The organism is Nocardioides sp. Leaf374 (assembly GCF_916862475.1).
Lineage (GTDB): Bacteria > Actinomycetota > Actinomycetes > Propionibacteriales > Nocardioidaceae > Nocardioides > Nocardioides kribbensis.
Window position 1 is genome coordinate 1 of record NZ_CAKASO010000019.1, and the last position, 19,867, is coordinate 19,867.

The 19,867-nt window shown below is 74.7% G+C and carries 17 protein-coding genes; 7 read left to right on the forward strand and 10 right to left on the reverse strand.

The genetic code is table 11. The features are described from left to right. Together LPA27_RS10370 and LPA27_RS10375 are read left to right on the forward strand one after the other, a co-directional pair. A partial coding sequence (locus LPA27_RS10370) for a DUF3093 domain-containing protein (protein ID WP_228942369.1) occupies positions 1–367 on the forward strand: 367 nt, incomplete at its 5' end. A 20-nt stretch (positions 368–387) separates the two neighbouring features. Continuing rightward, complete coding sequence (locus LPA27_RS10375; RefSeq protein WP_056862588.1) at positions 388–711, forward strand: DUF4235 domain-containing protein; 324 nt, start codon at positions 388–390, stop codon at positions 709–711. 114 nt (positions 712–825) lie between these two features. On the opposite strand, the gene LPA27_RS10380 is transcribed toward LPA27_RS10375, so the two are convergent. The 3 genes from LPA27_RS10380 to LPA27_RS10390 all read right to left on the reverse strand — a co-directional run bounded on the left by LPA27_RS10380 (position 826) and on the right by LPA27_RS10390 (position 3,378). Further along, positions 826–1,116 (reverse strand): DUF4193 domain-containing protein, encoded by a 291-nt coding sequence (locus tag LPA27_RS10380; protein WP_056862587.1) that lies wholly within the window; start codon positions 1,114–1,116, stop codon positions 826–828. Positions 1,117–1,312: 196 nt separating this feature from the next. Beyond that, positions 1,313–2,206, reverse strand: a complete 894-nt coding sequence (locus tag LPA27_RS10385) for an inositol monophosphatase family protein (protein WP_228942370.1) — start codon at positions 2,204–2,206, stop codon at positions 1,313–1,315. Further along, positions 2,203–3,378, reverse strand: a complete 1,176-nt coding sequence (locus LPA27_RS10390; RefSeq protein WP_228942371.1) for a ferrochelatase — start codon at positions 3,376–3,378, stop codon at positions 2,203–2,205. Before LPA27_RS10390 ends, LPA27_RS10385 begins: the two co-directional genes overlap by 4 nt. Before the next feature lie 132 nt (positions 3,379–3,510). Between LPA27_RS10390 and LPA27_RS10395 the strand changes: the two genes are divergently transcribed. Beyond that, positions 3,511–4,854, forward strand: coding sequence for an MFS transporter (locus tag LPA27_RS10395; RefSeq protein ID WP_228942372.1), 1,344 nt, complete (start codon positions 3,511–3,513; stop codon positions 4,852–4,854). Positions 4,855–5,532: 678 nt separating this feature from the next. Here LPA27_RS10395 and LPA27_RS10400 read toward each other — a convergent pair. After that, the gene (locus tag LPA27_RS10400) at positions 5,533–6,180 is read right to left on the reverse strand and encodes a trimeric intracellular cation channel family protein (protein WP_228942373.1); all 648 of its coding nucleotides are present in this window, start codon (positions 6,178–6,180) and stop codon (positions 5,533–5,535) included. Between the two features lie 231 nt (positions 6,181–6,411). Here LPA27_RS10400 and sepH point away from each other — a divergent pair, with 231 nt between their 5' ends. Continuing rightward, positions 6,412–7,527 carry a septation protein SepH gene (gene sepH / locus LPA27_RS10405; RefSeq protein WP_228942374.1) on the forward strand — a complete coding sequence of 372 codons (1,116 nt, stop codon included), beginning with the start codon at positions 6,412–6,414 and terminating at the stop codon, positions 7,525–7,527. Between the two features lie 129 nt (positions 7,528–7,656). Then, positions 7,657–9,657, forward strand: coding sequence for an SDR family oxidoreductase (locus tag LPA27_RS10410; protein WP_228942375.1), 2,001 nt, complete (start codon positions 7,657–7,659; stop codon positions 9,655–9,657). 30 nt (positions 9,658–9,687) lie between these two features. Here the strand turns inward: LPA27_RS10410 and LPA27_RS10415 are convergent, their stop codons facing one another. Then, the gene (locus tag LPA27_RS10415) at positions 9,688–10,593 is read right to left on the reverse strand and encodes a sulfurtransferase (RefSeq protein ID WP_228942376.1); all 906 of its coding nucleotides are present in this window, start codon (positions 10,591–10,593) and stop codon (positions 9,688–9,690) included. A gap of 53 nt (positions 10,594–10,646) precedes the next feature. Here LPA27_RS10415 and LPA27_RS10420 point away from each other — a divergent pair, with 53 nt between their 5' ends. Next, the gene (locus LPA27_RS10420; protein ID WP_056904469.1) at positions 10,647–11,333 is read left to right on the forward strand and encodes a thymidine kinase; all 687 of its coding nucleotides are present in this window, start codon (positions 10,647–10,649) and stop codon (positions 11,331–11,333) included. 66 nt (positions 11,334–11,399) lie between these two features. On the opposite strand, the gene LPA27_RS10425 is transcribed toward LPA27_RS10420, so the two are convergent. From LPA27_RS10425 to LPA27_RS10445, 5 genes are all read right to left on the reverse strand, one after another. Continuing rightward, positions 11,400–12,572: an alkaline phosphatase family protein gene (locus LPA27_RS10425; RefSeq protein ID WP_056862579.1), complete on the reverse strand. Its 1,173-nt coding sequence runs from the start codon at positions 12,570–12,572 to the stop codon at positions 11,400–11,402. 8 nt (positions 12,573–12,580) lie between these two features. Continuing rightward, on the reverse strand, positions 12,581–13,168 hold the full coding sequence (locus tag LPA27_RS10430) for a DUF5998 family protein (RefSeq protein ID WP_056862957.1): 588 nt from the start codon (positions 13,166–13,168) through the stop codon (positions 12,581–12,583). Between the two features lie 169 nt (positions 13,169–13,337). Beyond that, positions 13,338–13,952: a sulfotransferase family 2 domain-containing protein gene (locus LPA27_RS10435; protein ID WP_056862578.1), complete on the reverse strand. Its 615-nt coding sequence runs from the start codon at positions 13,950–13,952 to the stop codon at positions 13,338–13,340. A gap of 60 nt (positions 13,953–14,012) precedes the next feature. Further along, positions 14,013–16,715, reverse strand: coding sequence for a GNAT family N-acetyltransferase (locus LPA27_RS10440; RefSeq protein WP_228942377.1), 2,703 nt, complete (start codon positions 16,713–16,715; stop codon positions 14,013–14,015). A gap of 81 nt (positions 16,716–16,796) precedes the next feature. After that, on the reverse strand, positions 16,797–17,081 hold the full coding sequence (locus LPA27_RS10445; protein ID WP_056904471.1) for a GIY-YIG nuclease family protein: 285 nt from the start codon (positions 17,079–17,081) through the stop codon (positions 16,797–16,799). A gap of 223 nt (positions 17,082–17,304) precedes the next feature. On the opposite strand from LPA27_RS10445, the gene LPA27_RS10450 reads away from it, so the two are divergent. Continuing rightward, the gene (locus LPA27_RS10450) at positions 17,305–19,866 is read left to right on the forward strand and encodes a DNA gyrase/topoisomerase IV subunit A (RefSeq protein WP_228942378.1); all 2,562 of its coding nucleotides are present in this window, start codon (positions 17,305–17,307) and stop codon (positions 19,864–19,866) included. The last annotated feature ends 1 nt before the right edge of the window (position 19,867 follow it).

Here is a 19,867-nt window from a genome sequence, read left to right on the forward strand (position 1 = left end):
CCTCATGGCCGCCCTCCTGCTCGCCTACGGCAACGCCGTCATCAGCGTCGCCGGCGGCGAGCTGCGTGCGGGCCGCGCCCGCATCGGTCTGGAGCACGTCGGTGCCGTGGAGCCGCTCACCCCCGAGGCGGCCCGCCTCGCGGCCGGTCGCGACGCCGACGCCCGCGCCTTCCTGCTGCTGCGGCCCTACCGCAAGCGCGCGGTGCGGGTGCACCTCACCGACCCGGCCGACCCCACGCCGTACTGGCTGCTCAGCACCCGGCGTCCCGACGCCCTGGCCGCCGCGCTCACCGCGGCCGCGGCGTCGCCCCGCGGGGCGCACGGACCGGGCCCGACCACCGCGCAGGGTGAGCAGCACGCCGGCTGAGCGGCGGTAAGGTCGGCGTCATGGCATCTGGTGGCTCCTCCAAGATCTGGTCCGTCTTCTCCCTCGCCGCGGCGATCGGCGCGGCGACGGTGGCCAAGAAGACCCTCAACACCTCGTGGAAGGCCGCGACGGGCAAGAACCCGCCCGCCAACCCCGCCGACCCCGACGTGGAGATCTGGGAGGCCGTCGCCTGGGCGGCCGCGAGCGGCACCTTCATCCAGATCGCGCGCATGCTGGCCGCCCGCAAGGCCGCGCACTACTACGCCAAGTCGACCGGCCACCTGCCCGCCGAGCTGCAGAAGGACGGCCAGGACGCCTCCAAGGCCTCCACGCCCACCAGCTGACCCCGGCCTGGGACCAGCTCCGCACGGCCGGCACGACACGAGGGCCGCACCCTGGGGGTGCGGCCCTCGTCGCGTCGTGCGGCGCAGCGCAGGCCGTGCGCGGCGCGGGCGTGCTCACTCGCAGTCGAAGCAGATCATCTTCTTGCTGTCGGCCAGCTGCGAGCGGTGGTGCACCAGGAAGCAGCTCATGCAGGTGAACTCGTCGTCCTGCTTGGGCTTCACCTCGACCGCGAGCTCCTCGTGCGACAGGTCGGCGCCGGGGAGCTCGAAGGCCTCTGCGGCCTCGGCCTCGTCCTCGTCGACCTTGCCGGAGTTCTTGTCGTGGCGACGCGCCTTGAGCTCTTCGATGCTCTCCTCGGACTGGTCTTCCTCGTTCTTGCGCGGTGCGTCGTAGTCAGTCGCCATCGTCAGTCACTCCCCTCGTCCTGCCGGTCGGTCCTCGTCGGCGCCAGATTGTGCACCATCGGGTCCGGCTCGCGCACACCGGTCTGGTGTGGCGACGCGTGAACATCCGGTGACGTCACGCTATTCCTGGTGTCCGCCCACCGGTTCCCCGTCGTGGCGCCGGCCGACCGGCTCGTCCCGGCCGCGTCGGCGCAGGTCACAGCCCTGCTCCGGTGGCGGTGGGGGGCGTGGCAGGGGCGGTGGGCCCGCCCGCGGCGAACCCGGCGCCGTGCACGGCGTCGCGGAAGGTGTCGAAGGTCTCAGCGCCCGCGGCGACCATGAGCGGCAGGCCACCGACCCCGGTGAGCAGCTCGGTGCGCGCGCCCGCCAGCCGGGCGACGAGCCCGCCGGCGGCGTGGTCCCAGGGCTGCACGCCCTCCTCGACGTAGGCGTCGAGGCTGCCCTCGGCCACGGCGCACAGGTCGAGCGCGGCCGAGCCCAGGCGGCGTACGTCGCGCACGCGCGGCAGCAGCTCGACGAGGGCCTGCGCCTGGAGCACCCGCACGCCACGGTCGTAGGAGAAGCCCGTGCCCACGAGCATCTCCGCGAGGGGCTGGGCGGCGCGCACCGCGATCGGCTCGCCGTCGCGGGTCGCCACCGCGCCCGTGCGGTCGTCGGCACCGGCCGGCCCGGTGTGGGCGAGGTAGGTGTGCCCGTCGGCCACGTTGAGCACCACGCCGGCGACCACCTCCCCGTCGCGCTCGGCCGCGATGGAGACGGCGTACTGGCGGATGCCGTAGAGGAAGTTGACCGTGCCGTCGATGGGGTCCACGACCCAGCGCACCCCGGAGCTGCCGGCGTGGTCGTCGCCCTCCTCGCCCAGGATCGCGTCGTCGGGGCGGTGCTCCAGCAGGCGCCGGCGGATGAGCACCTCGCTGGCGCGGTCGACCTCGGTGACGATGTCGATGTCGCTGGTCTTGGTCGCGGCGACCTCGACCCCGCGCGCCCGACGCTCGCGCACCAGCTCGGCGGCCTCCCGGGCCACCGCGAGGGCGATCGCGGCGAGGTCGGCGGGAGCGGCCGGTGCGGAGCGGTCCGCGGGACCGCTCACGCGACGACCACGGCCTGGCCCGGCACGGTGGCCGCGGCGTCGGCCGGCACCGGGTCGGAGCCGCACAGGGCGGGGCGCTCGGCGCGGGGGTTGGAGCAGCAGGTGCGGGGGCAGCGGTCCCACATCGGTCCGGTCGAGCCGACCGCCGCACGGGCGACCTCGCCGCCGCGCTCGACGGTGGCGCGCTCGACCAGCAGGTCGCGCACGGCGGCAACGAAGCGCGGGTCGGTGCCGGCGGTGGCGGCGCGCCGCGCCGGCAGGCCCAGCTCGGCGGCGGTCTCCATGGCCTCGGTGTCGAGGTCGTAGATGACCTCCATGTGGTCGGAGACGAAGCCGACCGGCACCATCACGACCGCCGGGACGCCGTCGCCGTGCAGCTTCTCGAGGTGGTCGTTGACGTCGGGCTCGAGCCACGGGATGTGCGGGGCGCCCGAGCGCGAGCAGAAGACCAGCTCGTGGGGGTGGGTGCGGCCGGTCTCCTCGGCGACGCGGCGGGTGATCACGTCGGCGACGTCGAGGTGCTGGCGCACGTAGGCGCCACCGCCCTGCTCGGGCGGACCGCTGGCGTCGTTCATCGACAGCGGGATCGAGTGGGTCACGAAGGCCAGGTGGGCGCCGTCGCGGACGTCGTCGGGGAGGTCGGCCAGCGCGGCCAGCACGGCGTCGACGTTGGGCTCCACGAAGCCGGGGTGGTTGAAGTAGTGGCGCAGCTTGTCCAGGCGCGGCGCCCCCTCGAGGCCCTCCACAGCGTCCCAGAGGTTCTCGCGGTACTGCCGGCAGCTGCTCCACGAGGAGTAGGCGCTGGTCACGAAGCAGGCCGCGCGGGTCACGCCGTCGGCGGCCATCCGGGCCAGGGTGTCCTTGAGGTAGGGGTCCCAGTTGCGGTTGCCCCAGTAGACCGGCAGGTCGATGCCGGCCTCGGCCAGGTCGGCGCGCAGCGCGGTCAGGAAGTCACGGTTCTGGTCGTTGATCGGCGAGCGACCGCCGAAGAGGTGGTAGTGCTTGCCGACCTCCTCGAGCCGCTCGCGGGGGATGCCGCGCCCCCGCGTGACGTTCTCCAGGAAGGGCACGACGTCGTCGGGGCCCTCCGGGCCGCCGAAGGAGACCAGCAGGAGGGCGTCGTACGGGGTCACGTCGACGTCGGTCAGGACATCCGCGGGGTCGTTGCTCACGCCCTTCATCGTAGGTGCGCGGCCCCGGCGTCCCTCACCCCTCGGGCTCGCCTCGGCGCCGGGGCGTGCGACCCGTGTCACGCCCCGGCTGGGATTGGTCCCGCGTCCCCGGCGCGACCTAGGCTCGCGGTGATGCTGTCGTCCTACCAGCGGGTGCTGCGCGAGCCGGGCGCCCTGCTCTTCTCCCTGACCGGTCTGGTCGCTCGCCTGCCCATCTCGATGGCCGGCCTGGGCATCGTGCTGCTGGTCGAGGCCTCTACCGGCTCCTACGGCGTGGCCGGTGCGGTCTCGGCGGCCTACATGGTCGCCAACGCGCTGCTGGCGATCGCCCAGGGCCGCCTGGTCGACCGGCTCGGCCAGGGCCTGGTGCTCAGCACCGCCAGCGTGCTCTTCGGCGTCGCCATGGTGCTGCTGGTCTGGTCGGTGCAGGACGGCTGGCCGATGGCCACCACCTACGCCGCGGCGGCGGTCGCGGGCGGAACGCTGCCCCAGATCGGCTCCTGCGTGCGTGCCCGCTGGTCCCACGTGCTCTCCCGGCCCACCGACGTGCAGACCGCCTTCGCCCTCGAGGCGGTCGTCGACGAGGCCTGCTTCATCCTCGGTCCGATCACCGTGACCCTGCTGGCCACCGCGGTGCACCCGGTGGCCGGCCTGGCCGTCGCGGTCGTCGCCGGTGTCGCCGGCGGTCTCTTCTTCGCCTCGCAGCGCGCCACCGAGCCGCCCCGGCAGCGCCACGACGCCGCCACCGGGCCCCGCCCCGCCATGCCGTGGCGCACGGTGGCCCCGCTCGCGGTCGTCAGCGCGGCGCTCGGGGTGCTCTTCGGCGCCGCCGAGGTCACCACCGTCGCCTTCTCCGAGGAGCAGGACGCCAAGGCCTGGGCGGGCGCGCTGCTCGCGCTGTGGGCCCTGGGCAGCCTGCTCTCGGGCGTCGTCACCGGGGCCATCACCTGGCGCCGGGGCCCCGCCGTGCGGGTGCGGTGGGGGTCGCTGGCGATGGCGGCGGCCATGGTGCCGCTGCTGTTCGTCGACTCGATGGTCGCGATGGGCCTGCTGCTGCTCGTGGGCGGCGTGGCGATCGCCCCCACGCTGGTCGCCACCCTCTCGCTCACCGAGCGCACGGTGCCGCCCGGACGCCTCACCGAGGGCATGGCCATCATGCAGACCGGCCTCGTGGCCGGCGTCGCGCCCGGTGCGACGCTCAGCGGCGTGGTCGTCGACGCCCGCGGGGCCTCCGCCGCCTACCTCGTGCCGGTGGTGGCCGGGCTGCTCGCCGCCGTCGCCGCCCAGCTGCTGCCCCGCGGCGACGACGCGGAGCCCACCGCCGCGTCGGCGGGCGACGCCCCCCACGACGACCTCACCCGCGGCGACACCACCACCGGTGCCGGCGCCGCGACGGCCGCCGCGACCGACCCCGGTGGTCGCGCCGTGCCGAGCTCCGCCCCCGTCGAGCCCGACCCGCTGCGGCCGCCCGGCTGAGGGGCCCGGCCGAGGGATCCAGCCGAAGGGGCCCGACCGTGCCGCGGTCCGGTGGGCATCAAAGTCCGGACCGGCCGGGCCAGCCAGCCAGGACCGGGAAGTGGCGGCGAACGACGGCCCCGCGGCCCTCCGACCCGTCGTCCGCCGCCACTTCTCGCCCCACCGGGAGGACAGCGTTGCGCCGTACCCGGCCGAGCGGCCGAGCGGACCGCGGGCGCATGGCTCGACGCCGAGGTCCGGCGGGCCTCGCCGTCCGGCCCGGGACGCCGCCCGGGCCAGCAAGCCAGGACCGAGAAGTGGCGGCGAACGACAGCCCCGCGGCCCCCCGACCCGTCGTCCGCCGCCACTTCTCGCCCCACCGGCAGGACAGCGTTGCGCCGTACCCGGCCGAGCGGCCGAGCGGACCGCGGGCGCATGGCTCGACGCCGCGGCCCGGCGGGCCTCGCCGTCCGGACCGGACCGCCGGTCGGGCGAGTGACCCAGGACCGGGAAGTGGCGGCGAACGACAGCCCCGCGGCCCTCCGACCCGTCGTCTGCCGCCACTTCTCGCCCCACCGGGAGAACAGGGGTACGCCGCACCCGGCCGAGCGAGCCGCTGGGGCGTGGCTCGACGCTGCGGTCCTCCTCGTCGTGGAGCCCGACGGCTGGCTGGTCGGCTGGCCGGTCCTGGACGCTGGCCTAGACGCTGGCCGAGCCGCGCGGCAGCGGCGCCTGCCACCCGCGCCACACCGCGAGCAGCCGCCAGGCCAGGCAGACCGCGGCCCCGGCGACCGAGACGGCCACGGTCGGCAGGTCGGCGCGCACACCGACCACGGCCACGGCGCCGCCCGCCAGCGCCGGGATGGCGTAGAGCTCGCCGCGGAACACCACCGGCACGCGCCCGGCCAGCACGTCGCGCACCATGCCGCCGCCCACCCCGGTGGCCATGCCCAGCAGCGCGGCGGGCAGCGGACCGAGGCCGTAGTCGAGGGCCTTCAGCGCACCCGCCACGCAGAAGAGCGAGAGCCCGAAGGCGTCGAAGACCGTCACCAGGCGCTCCATGCGGCCCAGCGCGGGGTGGTGGACGAAGGTGACCAGCCCGGCGGCCAGCGGCACCAGGAGGTACCGCCAGTCGGCCAGGGCCGCGGGCGGCACCGCCCCGATCAGCACGTCGCGCAGGAAGCCGCCGCCGAGCCCGGTGACCCCGGCCAGCACGATCACGCCGAAGACGTCGAGGTCCTTGCGCACCGCCACGAGGGCCCCGGAGATGGCGAAGACGAAGATGCCCAGCAGGTCGAGGACCACCAGGGTGGCGGCCAGCGTGCTGCTGGGGTCCGACGTGCTCACGCCCGGAGGCTACCGACGCGCGACCGGTTGCGCGGAAAGCGCGCGGACGCCGTCACCGCAGGTCAGGTACGTCGACCGGGCACCGGGGCGGGGCGGGCCGCCCCGCGGTGGCGGGTGCGCGCGGCACGACGGCCGGGCCGCCCCCGGTGCGGCGGCGGCCGTCGTACCGGTCCCGGCGGGCGCGCCGAGCCAGTCCGCGCCCGCGGGGCGGTGCTGGCGTAGGCTCGGTCCATGGTGCACCTGACCCTCGCCGGCGTGAGCGAGGACGGGAGGCACCTGCTCCTGGTCAGTGACGCCGGGGTCGAGTTCACCCTCGACAACGACGCACCCCTGCGAGCCGCACTGCGCGCAGAGACCTCACGCACCGGTCAGTTGGAGAACACCATGGACAGCGCCCTCCGCCCTCGCGACATCCAGGCCCGGATCCGGGCCGGGGAGACCCCCGAGGCCGTCGCCGAGGCCGCCCGCACCAGCCTCGACCGGATCATGGCCTACGCCGGCCCCGTCCTCGCCGAGCGCGAGCACGTCGCCCAGCGCGCCCAGCGCTCCTCCGTACGCCGCCGCGGCGGCGACGGCTCCACCGCGCGGACCCTCGGCGACGCCGTGGCCACCCACCTGCGCGCCCACAACGTCGACCCCGACCAGGTCGAGTGGGACTCCTGGCGCCGCGAGGACGGCCGGTGGTCGCTCGTGGCGCAGTACACCGCCGCCGAGCGCCAGGGCACCGCCGAGTTCACCTTCGACCTGCCGGGCAACTACGTGCTGCTCGACAACGACGACGCCCGCTGGGTCGTCGGCGAGGCCGTCGCCACGACCCCCGCCCCCGAGGCCCACGACGACCTCGAGCGCGCCCGCCAGCGCCGCCTCACCGCCGCGCCCGACTCCCCCGGGGCCCCGGCTGCGGGCGACACCGACCCGGCTCCCGGCGCCCGCGCGCCGCGCACCCGCGTCGACCACGCCGACCAGGAGCTCCCGCTCGGCGACGACGCGATCGAGATGGTCTCCCCCACCGACGCACCCGCAGCGGCACCCGCCGAGACCCCGGCCGCCGGGCGGCCCGCCGCGCGCGCCGCGCGCGCCGCCGACCTCGGGTCGGAGGCGCCGCTGGAGGCCTTCCTCGACACCGCCGCACCCCGCGCGCGCCCCGACGCCCCCGACCTCGACGCCTCCGAGCGCGAGGAGGCCGCCGACGCCGCGGCCCTCGACGACGCACCCGTCGAGCCGGCTCCGGAGCCCACCCCCGAGCCCGCGCCCGAGCCGGTGCGGCGACCGGTGAAGAAGAGCCGCGGCCGCGCCTCGGTGCCCAGCTGGGACGAGATCATGTTCGGCGGCGGCAAGCAGGACTGAGCGGCTCGCCGCCCCCTCGTCCGAGCCGGTCGCGACGTCACCGGGCCCCCACCCGGGCCGCGCCGGCGGAGCGCCGGACGACGCCGTCGACCCGCGGCACAGCGGCCTGCCAGCGAGTACCCTCCCGCCATGTCGTACTTCGTGACCGGCGCCACAGGGTTCATCGGCCGCCACCTCGTCCAGGAGCTCCTCGACCACCGCGAGGGCACGGTGTTCGTGCTGGTGCGGGCCGGCTCGATGGGGCGCATGGAGGCGCTGGTGCGCCGCTGGGGCTCCGAGCGCGTGGTGCCCGTCGTCGGCGACCTCGGCGAGCCCGGCCTGGGCGTCGCGGCGTCCTGGGTGGCCGAGCACGCCGGCGAGGTCGACCACCTCTTCCACCTCGCCGCGATCTACGACATGACCGCCGACGACGCCACCAACGAGGCGCTCAACGTCGGCGGCACCCGCCACGCCCTCGAGCTGGCCTCGGCCCTGCGCGTCGGCTGCTTCCACCAGGTCTCCTCGGTGGCCGCGGCCGGGGAGCACCGCGGGCGCTTCGACGAGACGATGTTCGACGAGGGCCAGCACCTGCCCTCGGCCTACCACCGCACCAAGCACGAGTCGGAGCGGATCGTGCGCGAGGAGGCGACCGTGCCGTGGCGGGTCTACCGCCCCGCGATCGTCGTCGGCCACTCCCAGACCGGCGAGATGGACAAGGTCGACGGCCCCTACTACTTCTTCCCGCTGATGAAGCGGCTGCGCGACGCCCTGCCGTCGTGGCTCCCCCTGGTCGGCGTCGACCTGGGCGACACCAACGTGGTGCCGGTCGACTACGTCGCGGCCGCCATGGACCACCTCGCCCACCTGCCCGGCCACGACGGGGAGGCCTTCCACCTGGTCAACCCCGAGCCGCAGCCCGTCGTCGACATGGTCAACGCCTTCTGCGCCGCAGCCGGGGCCCCGACCTTCGCGACCCCGCTCGACCGGCGGGTCACCACGGCGGGCCCCCTGGGCCGGCTGCCCGGTGCCCTGCGTCCCACCGCGCTGCTGGGCAAGGTGGTCGGCAACGGCCTCGTGCAGGCCGTGCTGGACCCGGTCACCTCGCGTGCCGGCGTGCCGGCCGAGGTGCTGGCCCACACCAGCTTCAGCGCGGTCTTCGACTCCCGCCGCACCGAGCGCGCGCTGGCCGGCTCCGGCATCGCCGTGCCCGACCTGGAGTCCTACGCCCGCACGCTGTGGGGCTACTGGGAGGAGCACCTCGACGAGACCACCGGCCGCGACCGCGCAGCGCGCCAGGCGCTGCAGGGCAAGCACGTGGTCATCACCGGCGCCTCCTCCGGCATCGGCCAGGTCACCGCCCTCAAGGTCGCCCAGGCCGGCGGGGTGCCCGTGCTCGTGGCCCGCGGCAAGGACAAGCTGGAGGAGACGCGCGCGGTCATCGAGCGGCGCGGCGGCAGCGCCCACGTCTACCCCTGCGACCTCTCCGACCTCGAGGCCATCGACGCGCTGTGCGCCCAGCTGGTGGCCGACCTGCCCTCGGTCGACTTCGTCGTCAACAACGCCGGCCGCTCCATCCGTCGCTCGCTGGCGCTGTCGCAGGACCGCTTCCACGACTTCGAGCGCACGATGCAGCTCAACTACTTCGGCGCGATCAGGCTGGTGATGGGCCTGCTGCCGACCATGCGCGAGCAGGGCCGCGGCCACGTCGTCAACGTCTCCTCGATCGGTGTGCAGACCAACCCGCCGCGCTTCTCGGCCTACGTCGCCTCCAAGGCGGCGCTCGACTCCTGGAGCAACGTCGTCAGCTCCGAGCTGGTGGGCGACGGGGTCACCTTCACCGGCATCCACATGCCGCTCGTGCGCACGCCGATGATCGCGCCGACCAAGATCTACGACAAGTTCCCCACCATCTCACCGGCGCAGGCCGCCGACCTGGTCGTCACCGCGATGGTGGAGCGCCCCCACGAGATCAACACCGCCCTCGGCAACGCCGGGGCCGTGGTCCACACGCTGGCCCCCAAGCTCGCCTTCCGGGTGCTCAACATGGCCTACCACGTCTTCCCCGACTCCGCCGCGGCCCGCGGCGACGGCACCGCCCGGGAGTCGGAGCAGATCATGCTGGCGCGGCTCTTCAGGGGCGTGCACTGGTGACCTCGGGCCCGGGGGCGCCCCGGGCGCGGCTCAGCCGCGCTCGACCGGGCGGGTCGGGTCGGTGACCCAGCCGCTCCAGCTGCCGGGGTAGAGCGCCGCGCGCACCCCGGCCAGCTCCAGGGCGAGCACGTCGTGGGCGGCGGTGACCCCGGAGCCGCAGTACGCCGCCACCTCGGCGCCCGGCACCGCGCCCGCGGCGGCGTAGACCTCGGCCAGCTCCGCCGGCGGGCGGAAGCGGCCGTCGGGGCGGAGGTTCTCGCTCGTCGGCACGTTGACCGCGCCGGGCACGTGGCCGGCCACCGGGTCGACCGGCTCCACCTCGCCGCGGTAGCGCTCGGGGGCGCGGGCGTCGAGGAGCACGGCCACGTCCGGCACGTCCTGCGGACCCACGACGGGCAGGTGCCCCGGGTCCGCCGCCAGGTCGCCGGGGACGGGCGTCACGGGCCCGGTCTCGACCGGGCCGCCCGCCGCGACCCAGGCCGACCAGCCGCCGTCGAGCACGCGCACGTCGGGGTGGCCGTGGAAGCGCAGCAGCCACCAGGCGCGGGCCGCGGCCCGACTCGACCAGTCGTCTACCACGACCACCGGCCGGTCCCGCGACACCCCGACCCAGCGCATCGCGGCCGCGAAGGCCTCGGGACCGGGCAGCGGGTGGCGCCCACCGCCACCCGGCCCGGTCTCCGGGGGGCCGGCCAGGTCGGCGTCGAGGTCGACGTACGCCGCCCCGGGCACGTGGCCGGCGGCGTGCTCCTGGCGGCCCGGCGGACCGCCGAGGCGCCAGCGCACGTCGAGCACCGTGACCTCCCCGAGCCGCGCGCGCAGCTCCTCGACGCCGATCAGCGGGGCCTGGACCCCATCGCTCCCCCGGTCGCCGGGCAGGTGGCCGGGCAGGTGGCCGGGCAGGTCGCTCCCCCGGCCGGTCTGGTGGTCGCTCATGGCGCCCATCCTGCCGCGTGCGGCCCGGACGCGGCGTGACAGGATCACCCCTCGTGGCCGAACTGCACTTCTTCACCGGCACGATGGACTCCGGCAAGAGCACCCTCGCGCTCCAGACCAACCACAACCACGCCGCACGCGGCCGCCAGGGCCGCATCTTCGTCACCCGCGACCGAGCCGGCAACGGCCAGGTCTCCAGCCGGCTGGGCCTGGTGCACGCCGCCCTCGAGGTCGACCCCGACTTCGACTTCTGGCGCTACGTCGTCACCTCGCTGACCCAGGGCGGGCGCATCGACTACCTCATCTGCGACGAGGCGCAGTTCTACACCGGCGACCAGATCGACCAGCTGGCCAAGGTCGTCGACGAGCTCCAGATCGACGTCTTCGCCTTCGGCATCCTCACCGACTTCCGCACCCAGCTCTTCCCGGGCTCGGCCCGCCTGGTGGAGCTCGCCGACCGGATGAACGTGCTGCAGGTCGAGGCGCTGTGCTGGTGCGGCAAGCGCGCCACCCACAACGCCCGCACCGAGAACGGCGTGATGGTCACCGAGGGTGAGGTGATCGTGGTCGGCGACGTCGAGCAGACCGCGGCCGAGGACGGCACGCCGGTCACCGCGGCCCCCGAGTCCGACGCCGACGTCGCCTACGAGGTGCTGTGCCGCCAGCACCACCGCCGTCGCCTCACCGCGGCGCGCGCCAAGGCGGTCTCGCTGGCCCCCGAGCCGCTGCCCTTCGGCTGACCCGACGCGACCCGGGCCGGCCCGGCCGGAGCCGGGACCCCCGGAGTCGGGACCGCCCGCACGGGGTCAGTCGATCAGCACCGGGATGAGCATCTCGTCGGGCGTGAGCGACCCGTGGAAGCCCACCAGGCCGGTCTCGTAGGGGAAGTCGGTCGACGAGAGCACCACGGTGTCGCCGTGGCAGGCCACGACGACGTCGCCGTAGCGCGGCAGCACCGACGACGACACCTCACCGAACCAGCCCCGCGCCACGGCGTCCTCACGGGCCAGCACCTCGGCCCGGTCGCCGAGCACACCGCGCCAGGCGGCCACGACGTCGTCGACGGCGCCGCGCTGGCAGTAGAGCTGGCGGAAGCGGGCCTCCCCGCCCAGCAGGGCCACCCCGTCGCGCAGCGCGTCGACGACGTCGACGTCGACGCGGGTGTCGTCGGGGGCGTCGACCATGCCGTGGTCGGCGACGACCAGCAGCCGCACGTGGGTGGGCAGCGCCTCGCGCAGCTGCTCGGCCTCGGCGTCGATCATGGCCAGCTGCTGGAGCCACTGGCTGGAGGCCACGCCGTGGCGGTGCCCGGTCCAGTCGAGGTCGCCGTCGTAGAGGTAGGTCAGCGACGGGCGCTGCGCCGAGGCCGTGACCGCGGCGGCGATCCGCTCGCCGACCTTGTCGGCGCCCACGTAGTCGGCCCCGCGGTGGGCGGCGACGGTCAGGCCGCTGCCGGCGAACTCGCGCTTGTTGACCACCGTCACCGAGGCCCCCGCGGCGCCGAGGCGTGCGAAGGCGGTGCGCTGCGGCTGCCACTCGGTGGGGTCGACCTGCTTCGACCACTGCAGCGCGTTGAGCAGCCGGTCGGTGCCGGGCACGCGGGAGGTGAAGCCGACGACGCCGTGCGCGCCGGGCACGAGCGCGGTGCCGAGCGAGGTCAGGCTCGTGGCGGTGGTCGACGGCACCCCGCAGGTCGCGGCGGCATGGCCCTGGGCCAGCGCGGAGAGGTACGGCGCGGCGTGCGCGTGCCGCTCCAGCAGACGAGCGCCGAGGCCGTCGACCAGGAAGACGACGTAGGCCGGCGCGTCGGGCAGCAGCAGCCCCGCGGGCCGCCCACCCGCGAAGAGGTCGCCCGGCAGCCCCAGGGCGCCCGCGACGGCCGGCACGACGTCGCCCAGCGAGCCCACGCCGTACGCCGGCTCCAGGAAGCGCGCGTCGCGGGGTCCGGGCGGGGTGGTCCCGTCGGGGGCGGGGGGCACGTCGGGCCTCAGGCCAGGTGGGTGCGCGCCGAGAGCTCCTCGGCGAAGGCGAGCAGGCCGGCGACGGCCTCGCCGCCGTCGGCCGCGGCCGAGACGCGCAGCGAGAAGTCGTCGGAGGCGAGGACGCCGGTGTAGCCGTGGTCGGCGTCGCACTGGGGGTCGGAGCAGCCGGCCGGCTCGAGGTCGAGGCGGCTCACGCCGCCCCAGCCGATGGTCATGACGGCCTCCGCCGGGTGGCTGGGCCCCGACGTGGGGTTGGCGACCATGCGGGTGACGACCACCGAGGTGACCGAGGAGAGCCGCACGGCCTCGGTGGAGGTCGAGGTGTAGGGCTCAGGCAGCAGGTCGTCGCCGGCGTGCTCGTCGGTGTGGGCCAACACCAGGCGCGAGGGCGTGAGCACGATGACGCTGAGGTGGCGGCGCACCTCGTCGTGCTCGAAGGTCGGCTCGTGGTGGACGAAGAAGGCGAGCACCTGCTCGCCGGCCACGGCGGTGGCGACCCCGTCGGAGACGACCTCGGGGTAGTAGCCCGTGCGGTCGATGGCCGCCCTCAGCTCCCGGGTGCGGTCGCGGTCGTCGGTCCGGGCAGCGCGCATGGTCGTCAGTGTGTCACGGGCGGCTGCGGACCCCGCCGCGGGCGCCGCGGGCGTCACGACCGCGCGCGACCAGCGCCGCGGACCCCGTCGGCGCGCGGGGTCCCGGTGGTCGGGCTGCCGGTCGGGCTGCCGGTCGGGCTGCCGGTCGGGCTGCCGGTCGGGCACGGCGTCAGAAGGAGTAGCCGAAGACGGCGATGTCCTTGGCGAACACCGACTCCACGCGCCGGCGCATCGCGTCGGTGTACTCGTCGTGGTAGTCGGGGCGGGACTTGTCGACGTTGACGCTCTTGAGCGGGGTCCAGGGCAGGTCGAAGCGGGCGAAGACGGCTCGCAGGTCGGCCTCGAGGGTCTCCTGGCGCCCGATCATGTCGGCGCGGCGGGTGCGGGTGGTGAGGTAGCGCACCTGCGGCGTCTGGAGCCGGGTCCACTCGTCGAGGCCCTTCATGATGAAGGTCTCGAAGTCGGGGCAGCTCTCGGCGACGCCCTGCATGAACTGGTTCTTGCGCTCGATGACCTGGGTGCCGTCGCGCTCGGTGTCGCGGAAGCGCTCGACCATGCGGAACCACGACAGCATCCGCGCCCACGGGTTGCGCACGAAGCCGACGGTCCAGTACGGCGTGAGGTCGGGCTCGGCGCGCAGGATGCCGCCGAGCATCGCGTGGCGGTCGATCCCCTTGACCTGGCGGGCGTCGGGGAGCGCCGGCTCGAGCGCACGCTGGATGGTCGAGCCGCCCGTCTTCTGCACGTGCACGAAGAGCAGGCGCGCACTGTCGGAGATCACCATGGCCGGGATCCTACGGCGTGACGGGGCCCGGCCCGCCACGCGCCCCGCGGCGGCGCGCGGTCAGCTCGGGATGGTGTCGCCGGGGGCGCTGGGCAGGCGCCGCACGAACCAGTCGGAGCGGGCGTCGGCCACCGGGTCGATGCGGGCGTGGCCGGTCAGCACCGAGGCGCCGTGGGGCCCGGCGAGCACCAGCGGCAGCTCCAGCGAGCTGATCTGCGGGTGGTCGTTCTGCAGCTGGGCGACCCGCCGGATGAGCCACTCGACCTCCCCGATGTCGACCACCTCGCTGCCGCGGTAGCCGAAGAGCATCGGGGAGGACTTCACCTCGCGCACCATGGCCGCGGCGTCGCGCTCCCCCAGCGGCGGGATGCGGTAGGCCTTGTCGCCGAGCAGCTCGATGATCGGCCCGGAGATGCCGAAGGAGACCACCGGGCCGAAGAGCGGGTCCTCGATGCTGCGCACGGCCACCGGCACGCCGACCGGCGAGGTCTTCTGCACCACGAAGCCCGACTCGACCGGGTCGCCGATGAGGGTGGTGAGCGACTGCCAGGCGTCGGCCATCTCGCGCCGGTCGTCGATGTTGCGCCACACGTGGGAGAGGTCGGGGCGCTCGCGCAGGTGCTCGGCGGTGGCCTTGAGCACGACGTCCCAGCCCAGCTCGTCGGCGGCCGCGGTCGCCTCATCCAGGGTGTGCACCGGGTGGGCGGTCCACAGGTCGATGCCGTAGGTCGCCAGCAGCTCGCGCAGGGCCGGGGTCGGCACCTCGAGGCCGTCGGGGTGCTCGGCGAGCAGCTCGTTGAGCAGGTTGCGCGCACCGATCTGGTCGACGGCGTCGGGGTCCGGCGGCACCCCGTCGGGGGTGCGCAGCCACACGGCGTACTCGACGACGTGGGCCAGGGCCCGCACGGCCGCCTCGACGGCGGGGTAGGACGGCACCGAGCCGCGCCCGGCGGTGGAGCCGGCGACGTCGGGCACGCGCAGCAGCTCAGGCACGCCCTCGACGCCGAGGAAGGTCGAGACGAGCGGCTTGTCGGACTGCTCGCCGATGGCGGCGAGCACGTTGGCGACCTCCTCGCCCGAGACGTTGAGCGGGGGGATGTAGACCGCGACGACCGAGTCGACGTCGGGGTCGTCGATGGCGGCGTCGAGGGCGTCCTCGAAGTCGTCGGCGCCGGCCTCGGCGCCCAGCGCGACCGACTTGTTGACCACCAGCCCGACCGCGGCGGCGGCGTCGGCGGCGAGCAGCCCCAGGGCGTCGGAGTTGCCGACGATGGCCACCCGGCGCCCGCGCGGCAGCGGCTGGTGGGCCAGCAGCTGGGCGACGTCGAACATCTCCTCCAAGGCGTCGACCTGGATCACCCCGGCCTGGCGGAACATCGCGTCGACGGCCTGCGGGGGCGCGGCGATCTTGCGCACGGCGTGGCCCATGGGCACGCCCTGGGTGGTGCGGCCCGAGCGCACGGCCACGATCGGCTTGCGCAGCGAGACCCGCCGGGCGATGCGGGAGAACTTGCGCGGGTTGCCGATGGACTCCAGGTACATCATCACGACCTCGGTGGAGTCGTCCTCCTCCCAGTACTGCAGGAGGTCGTTGCCCGAGACGTCGGCGCGGTTGCCCGCGCTGACGAAGGTCGACAGGCCGAGGCCGCGGTTCTGCACCTTCTCCAGGATGGCCGAGCCGAGCGCACCGGACTGGCAGAAGAAGCCCGCGCGACCGCGCGGCGGCATCACCGAGGACAGCGAGGCGTTGACCGAGACCGCCGGGTCGGTGTTGATGACGCCCAGGCAGTTGGGGCCGATGAGGCGCAGGCCGTAGGAGCGGGAGAGCCCCACCAGGCGACGCTGGCGCTGGCGGCCCTCCTCGCCGGTCTCGGCGAAGCCCGAGGAGATGACCACGAGCCCGTGCACGCCCTTGGCCGCGCAGTCGAGCACGACGTCCTGCACCGCGTCGGCGGGCACGGCCACGATGGCCACGTCGACGTCGTCGGGGATGTCGGAGACCGACTTGTAGGCCGGCAGCCCCGACACGGCGCCGGCGGTGGGGTTGACGGCGTAGACGCGCCCGGTGAAGTCGCCGTTGACGAGGTTGCGCACCAGGGTCTGGCCGATCGTGTCCTGGCGGCGGCTGGCCCCGACGATGGCCACGGAGCGGGGGTTGAAGAAGCGCTCGATCGAGGCGGCCTCGGCGCGGTGCTCGCGCCCGTGCATCACGCCGACCGCCGTGTCGGTGGGCGCGATGGGGAACTCCAGCTGCAGCACGCCGTCCTCGTACTCGCTGGCCACGCGGTAGCCGGCGTCGCGGAAGGTCTGGATCATGCGGCTGTTGTCGGGGAGGATCTCGGCGACGAACTTCTCCAGGCCGCGCTCGCGCCCGGCCTGGGCCAGGTGCTCGAGCAGCAGCTGCGCGATGCCGCGGCCCTGGTGGGCGTCCTCGACGAGGAAGGCGACCTCGGCCTCCCCCGGGCGCACCAGGTCGTAGCGGCCCACGGCGATCATCCGCTGCTGGAGCAGCAGCACGAAGGCGACGCGGTCCTGGTGGTCGACCCGGGTGAAGCGCTCCACGTCGCGCGGCGAGAGCTGCGGCATCGGGGAGAAGAACCGGTAGTACTTCGACTGGTCGGAGACCCGGGAGTAGAACTCCACCAGCAGCTCGGCGTCGTCGGGCGTGATCGGCCGGATGTGGGCCGATCGGCCGTCGCGCAGCAGGACGTCGGCCTCCCAGTGCCGCGGGGGTGCGGGGATCGGTGCCGAGGAGGTGTCCACGCCCCGAAATCTACCGGGTCCCGCCTCCCCCGGTGGTTGAGGAGGGAGCGCCAGCGACCGTCTCGAAACCGCCCTCGTCCCTCACCCGCGACGCGCGCGGCTCGCCAGTCGCGGCAGCAGCTCGAACTCGCCTCTGATGAGCGCCTCGCGCTTCGCGCGGCGCCACCCCTGGATCTGCTTCTCGTAGCGGAACGCCTCCTCGATCGAGGCGTACTGCGCCGACCAGACGAGCCGCACCGGCCGCCGGCGCCGTGTGTAGGCCGCACCGACCCCTGCGTCGTGCTCACCGACGCGGCGCTCGAGGTCGACGGTGCTGCCGACGTAGAAGGAACCGTCGGCGCACTCGAGGATGTAGGTCCAGCCCATGACTCGACCCTCGTTCAGACTCGGGACGCCGACAACCGGCTCGGGGCGCGCCTGTGGAGAACCGCGGCCGTGGTTTCGAGACGCTCGCCAGGGCTCGCTCCTCAACCACCGGGGCGGCAATCGTGGTTTCGAGACGCTCGCCAGGGCTCGCTCCTCAACCCCCGGGACGGCGCGCGGCGTGGGGGTGCGCGGATCGTCGGCGGCGACCGGGACAATGGGCCGCATGGCCAGGCGTACCGCTCCTCCCCCGCCCTCCGACGACTTCGAGGAGCACATCCTCGACATCGACGTCGGCGACGAGATGCGCAGCAGCTTCCTGGAGTACGCCTACTCCGTCATCTACTCCCGCGCGCTGCCCGACGCCCGCGACGGCCTCAAGCCGGTGCAGCGCCGGATCCTCTACACGATGAACGACATGGGCCTGCGCCCCGACCGTGGCCACGTCAAGAGCGCCCGCGTCGTGGGCGAGGTCATGGGCCGGCTGCACCCGCACGGCGACAGCGCCATCTACGACGCGCTGGTGCGCATGACCCAGCCGTGGTCGATGCGCGTGCCGACCGTCGACGGGCACGGCAACTTCGGCTCGCCCGACGACTCCCCCGCCGCCATGCGCTACACCGAGTGCCGGATGGCCTCGGCCGCGGTGGCGATGACGGCGAGCATCGACGAGGACACCGTCGACTTCCGGCCCAACTACGACAGCCGCGAGATGGAGCCGTCGGTGCTGCCCGCGGCGATCCCGCACCTGGTGGTCAACGGCACCACCGGCATCGCGGTCGGCATGGCCACCAACTGCGCCCCGCACAACCTGGTCGAGGTCGTGCAGGCGCTGCGCCACCTCATCACCCACCCCCAGGCCGGCGTCGACGACCTGATGCGCTTCGTGCCCGGCCCCGATCTGCCCACCGGCGGCAAGATCGTGGGTCTCGACGGGGTCCGCGACGCCTACGAGACCGGGCGCGGCACCTTCAAGATGCGTGCGACGGCCCGCATCGAGACCATCGGGCGCCGCAAGGGGATCGTGGTCACCGAGCTGCCCTACGGCGTGGGCACCGAGAAGGTCGTCGAGCGGATCAAGGTGCTCGTGCAGGGCAAGAAGCTGCAGGGCATCTCCGACATCAAGGACCTCACCGACCGCGACAACGGCCTGCGCCTGGTGATCGAGGTCAAGAACGGCTTCCACCCCGAGGCGCTGATCGAGCAGCTCTACAAGATGACGCCGATGGAGGACAGCTTCGGCATCAACAACGTGGCGCTCGTCGACGGCCAGCCCCGCACGCTCGGTCTCAAGCAGATGCTCGAGGTCTTCCTCGCCCACCGCTACGAGGTCGTGCGACGCCGCTCGCAGTTCCGCCGGAACAAGAAGGCCGAGCGGCTGCACCTGGTCGAGGGCCTGCTCGTGGCCCTGCTCGACATCGACGAGGTCATCCAGGTCATCCGCACCAGCGACGACACCGCCGCCGCGCGGGCCCGGCTGATGGAGGTCTTCGACCTGAGCCTGGCCCAGACCGACTACATCCTCGAGATGCAGCTGCGCCGGCTCACCCGCTTCAGCCGCATCGAGCTGGAGAAGGAGAGCGAGGAGCTGCGCCGCGAGATCGAGGACCTCGACGCGATCCTCGGCGACGAGGCCATGCTGCGCCGGGTGGTCTCCGAGGAGCTGGCGGAGGTGGCCACGACCTACGGCACCCCGCGCCGCACCGTGCTGCTGGAGTCGGCCGGCACGACCGTCACCGCCGCGAGCGTGCCGCTGGAGGTCGCCGACGACCCGTGCTTCGCCTTCCTGTCCTCCAGCGGCCTGCTGGCCCGCTCGAGCAACGCCGAGCCCCCGGGCGTCGGCGGTGGGCGCACCAACCACGACGTCGTGGTCTCGGCCGTGGCCACCAGCGCCCGCGGCGAGGTCGGCGTGCTGACCTCGCAGGGCCGGCTGCTGCGACTGGGCGTCCTCGACCTGCCGGTGATCCCCGCCTCGGCCAACGACCCCAACCTCCAGGGCGGGCTGCCGGTGAGCGAGATGCTCCAGCTCGCCCCCGGCGAGCGGCCCCTCGCGCTGTGCACCCTGGCCACCGACGGCCCGGGGCTCGCCCTCGGCACGCGCCAGGGCGTGGTCAAGCGGGTCAACCCCGAGGTGCTCAACCGCGACGAGTGGGACGTGGTGCGGCTCGCCGACGGCGACGAGGTCGTCGGGGCCGCCGAGCTCACCACCGGCGAGGAGACGCTCTGCTTCGTCAGCACCGACGCCCAGCTGCTCCACTTCCCCGCCGAGGCGGTGCGGCCCCAGGGCCGCACCGGCGGGGGGATCGCGGGCATCCGGCTGACCCCGGGGCAGACGGTCGCGTGGTTCGGCGTGGTCGACCCCGCGGCGCCCGAGGGCTCCGTGGTGGTCACCGCGTCGGGCTCCTCCACCGCGCTGCCCGGCACCGAGCCCGGCTCGGTCAAGGTCGCGCCGTTCACCGAGTTCCCGACCAAGGGCCGCGCCACCGGCGGCGTGCGCTGCCACCGCTTCCTCAAGGGCGAGGACACCCTCGTGCTCGCCTGGGCCGGCACGGCCCCCGCCCGCGCCGCCGCGGCCAGCGGCGCCCCGGTCGACCTGCCCGAGGCCACCGGACGCCGCGACGGCTCCGGGGTGCCGGTGGCCCAGCCGGTGGCGGCCGTGGCGGGCCCCGTCGGTGCGCGGGTCGCCCCGACGGGCGGCTCGACCGGTCGCGGGACGGACGGGCCGGGGGACGGCGCCGACGACGGTGCGGGAGTCGGGCCGTCGGCTCCCGACGGTGTGGAAGGCTGAT

Excerpts from the sequence above, each read along its gene's own strand:
- LPA27_RS10410 (WP_228942375.1), top strand. The coding sequence starts at position 7,657 with ATGTCGTACTTCGTGACCGGCGCCACAGGGTTCATCGGCCGCCACCTC.
- sepH (WP_228942374.1), top strand. The coding sequence starts at position 6,412 with ATGGTGCACCTGACCCTCGCCGGCGTGAGCGAGGACGGGAGGCACCTG.
- LPA27_RS10395 (WP_228942372.1), top strand. The coding sequence starts at position 3,511 with ATGCTGTCGTCCTACCAGCGGGTGCTGCGCGAGCCGGGCGCCCTGCTC.
- LPA27_RS10445 (WP_056904471.1), bottom strand. The coding sequence starts at position 17,081 with ATGGGCTGGACCTACATCCTCGAGTGCGCCGACGGTTCCTTCTACGTC.
- LPA27_RS10435 (WP_056862578.1), bottom strand. The coding sequence starts at position 13,952 with ATGGTGATCTCCGACAGTGCGCGCCTGCTCTTCGTGCACGTGCAGAAG.
- LPA27_RS10415 (WP_228942376.1), bottom strand. The coding sequence starts at position 10,593 with ATGAGCGACCACCAGACCGGCCGGGGGAGCGACCTGCCCGGCCACCTG.
- LPA27_RS10450 (WP_228942378.1), top strand. The coding sequence starts at position 17,305 with ATGGCCAGGCGTACCGCTCCTCCCCCGCCCTCCGACGACTTCGAGGAG.
- LPA27_RS10430 (WP_056862957.1), bottom strand. The coding sequence starts at position 13,168 with ATGCGCGCTGCCCGGACCGACGACCGCGACCGCACCCGGGAGCTGAGG.
- LPA27_RS10380 (WP_056862587.1), bottom strand. The coding sequence starts at position 1,116 with ATGGCGACTGACTACGACGCACCGCGCAAGAACGAGGAAGACCAGTCC.
- LPA27_RS10375 (WP_056862588.1), top strand. The coding sequence starts at position 388 with ATGGCATCTGGTGGCTCCTCCAAGATCTGGTCCGTCTTCTCCCTCGCC.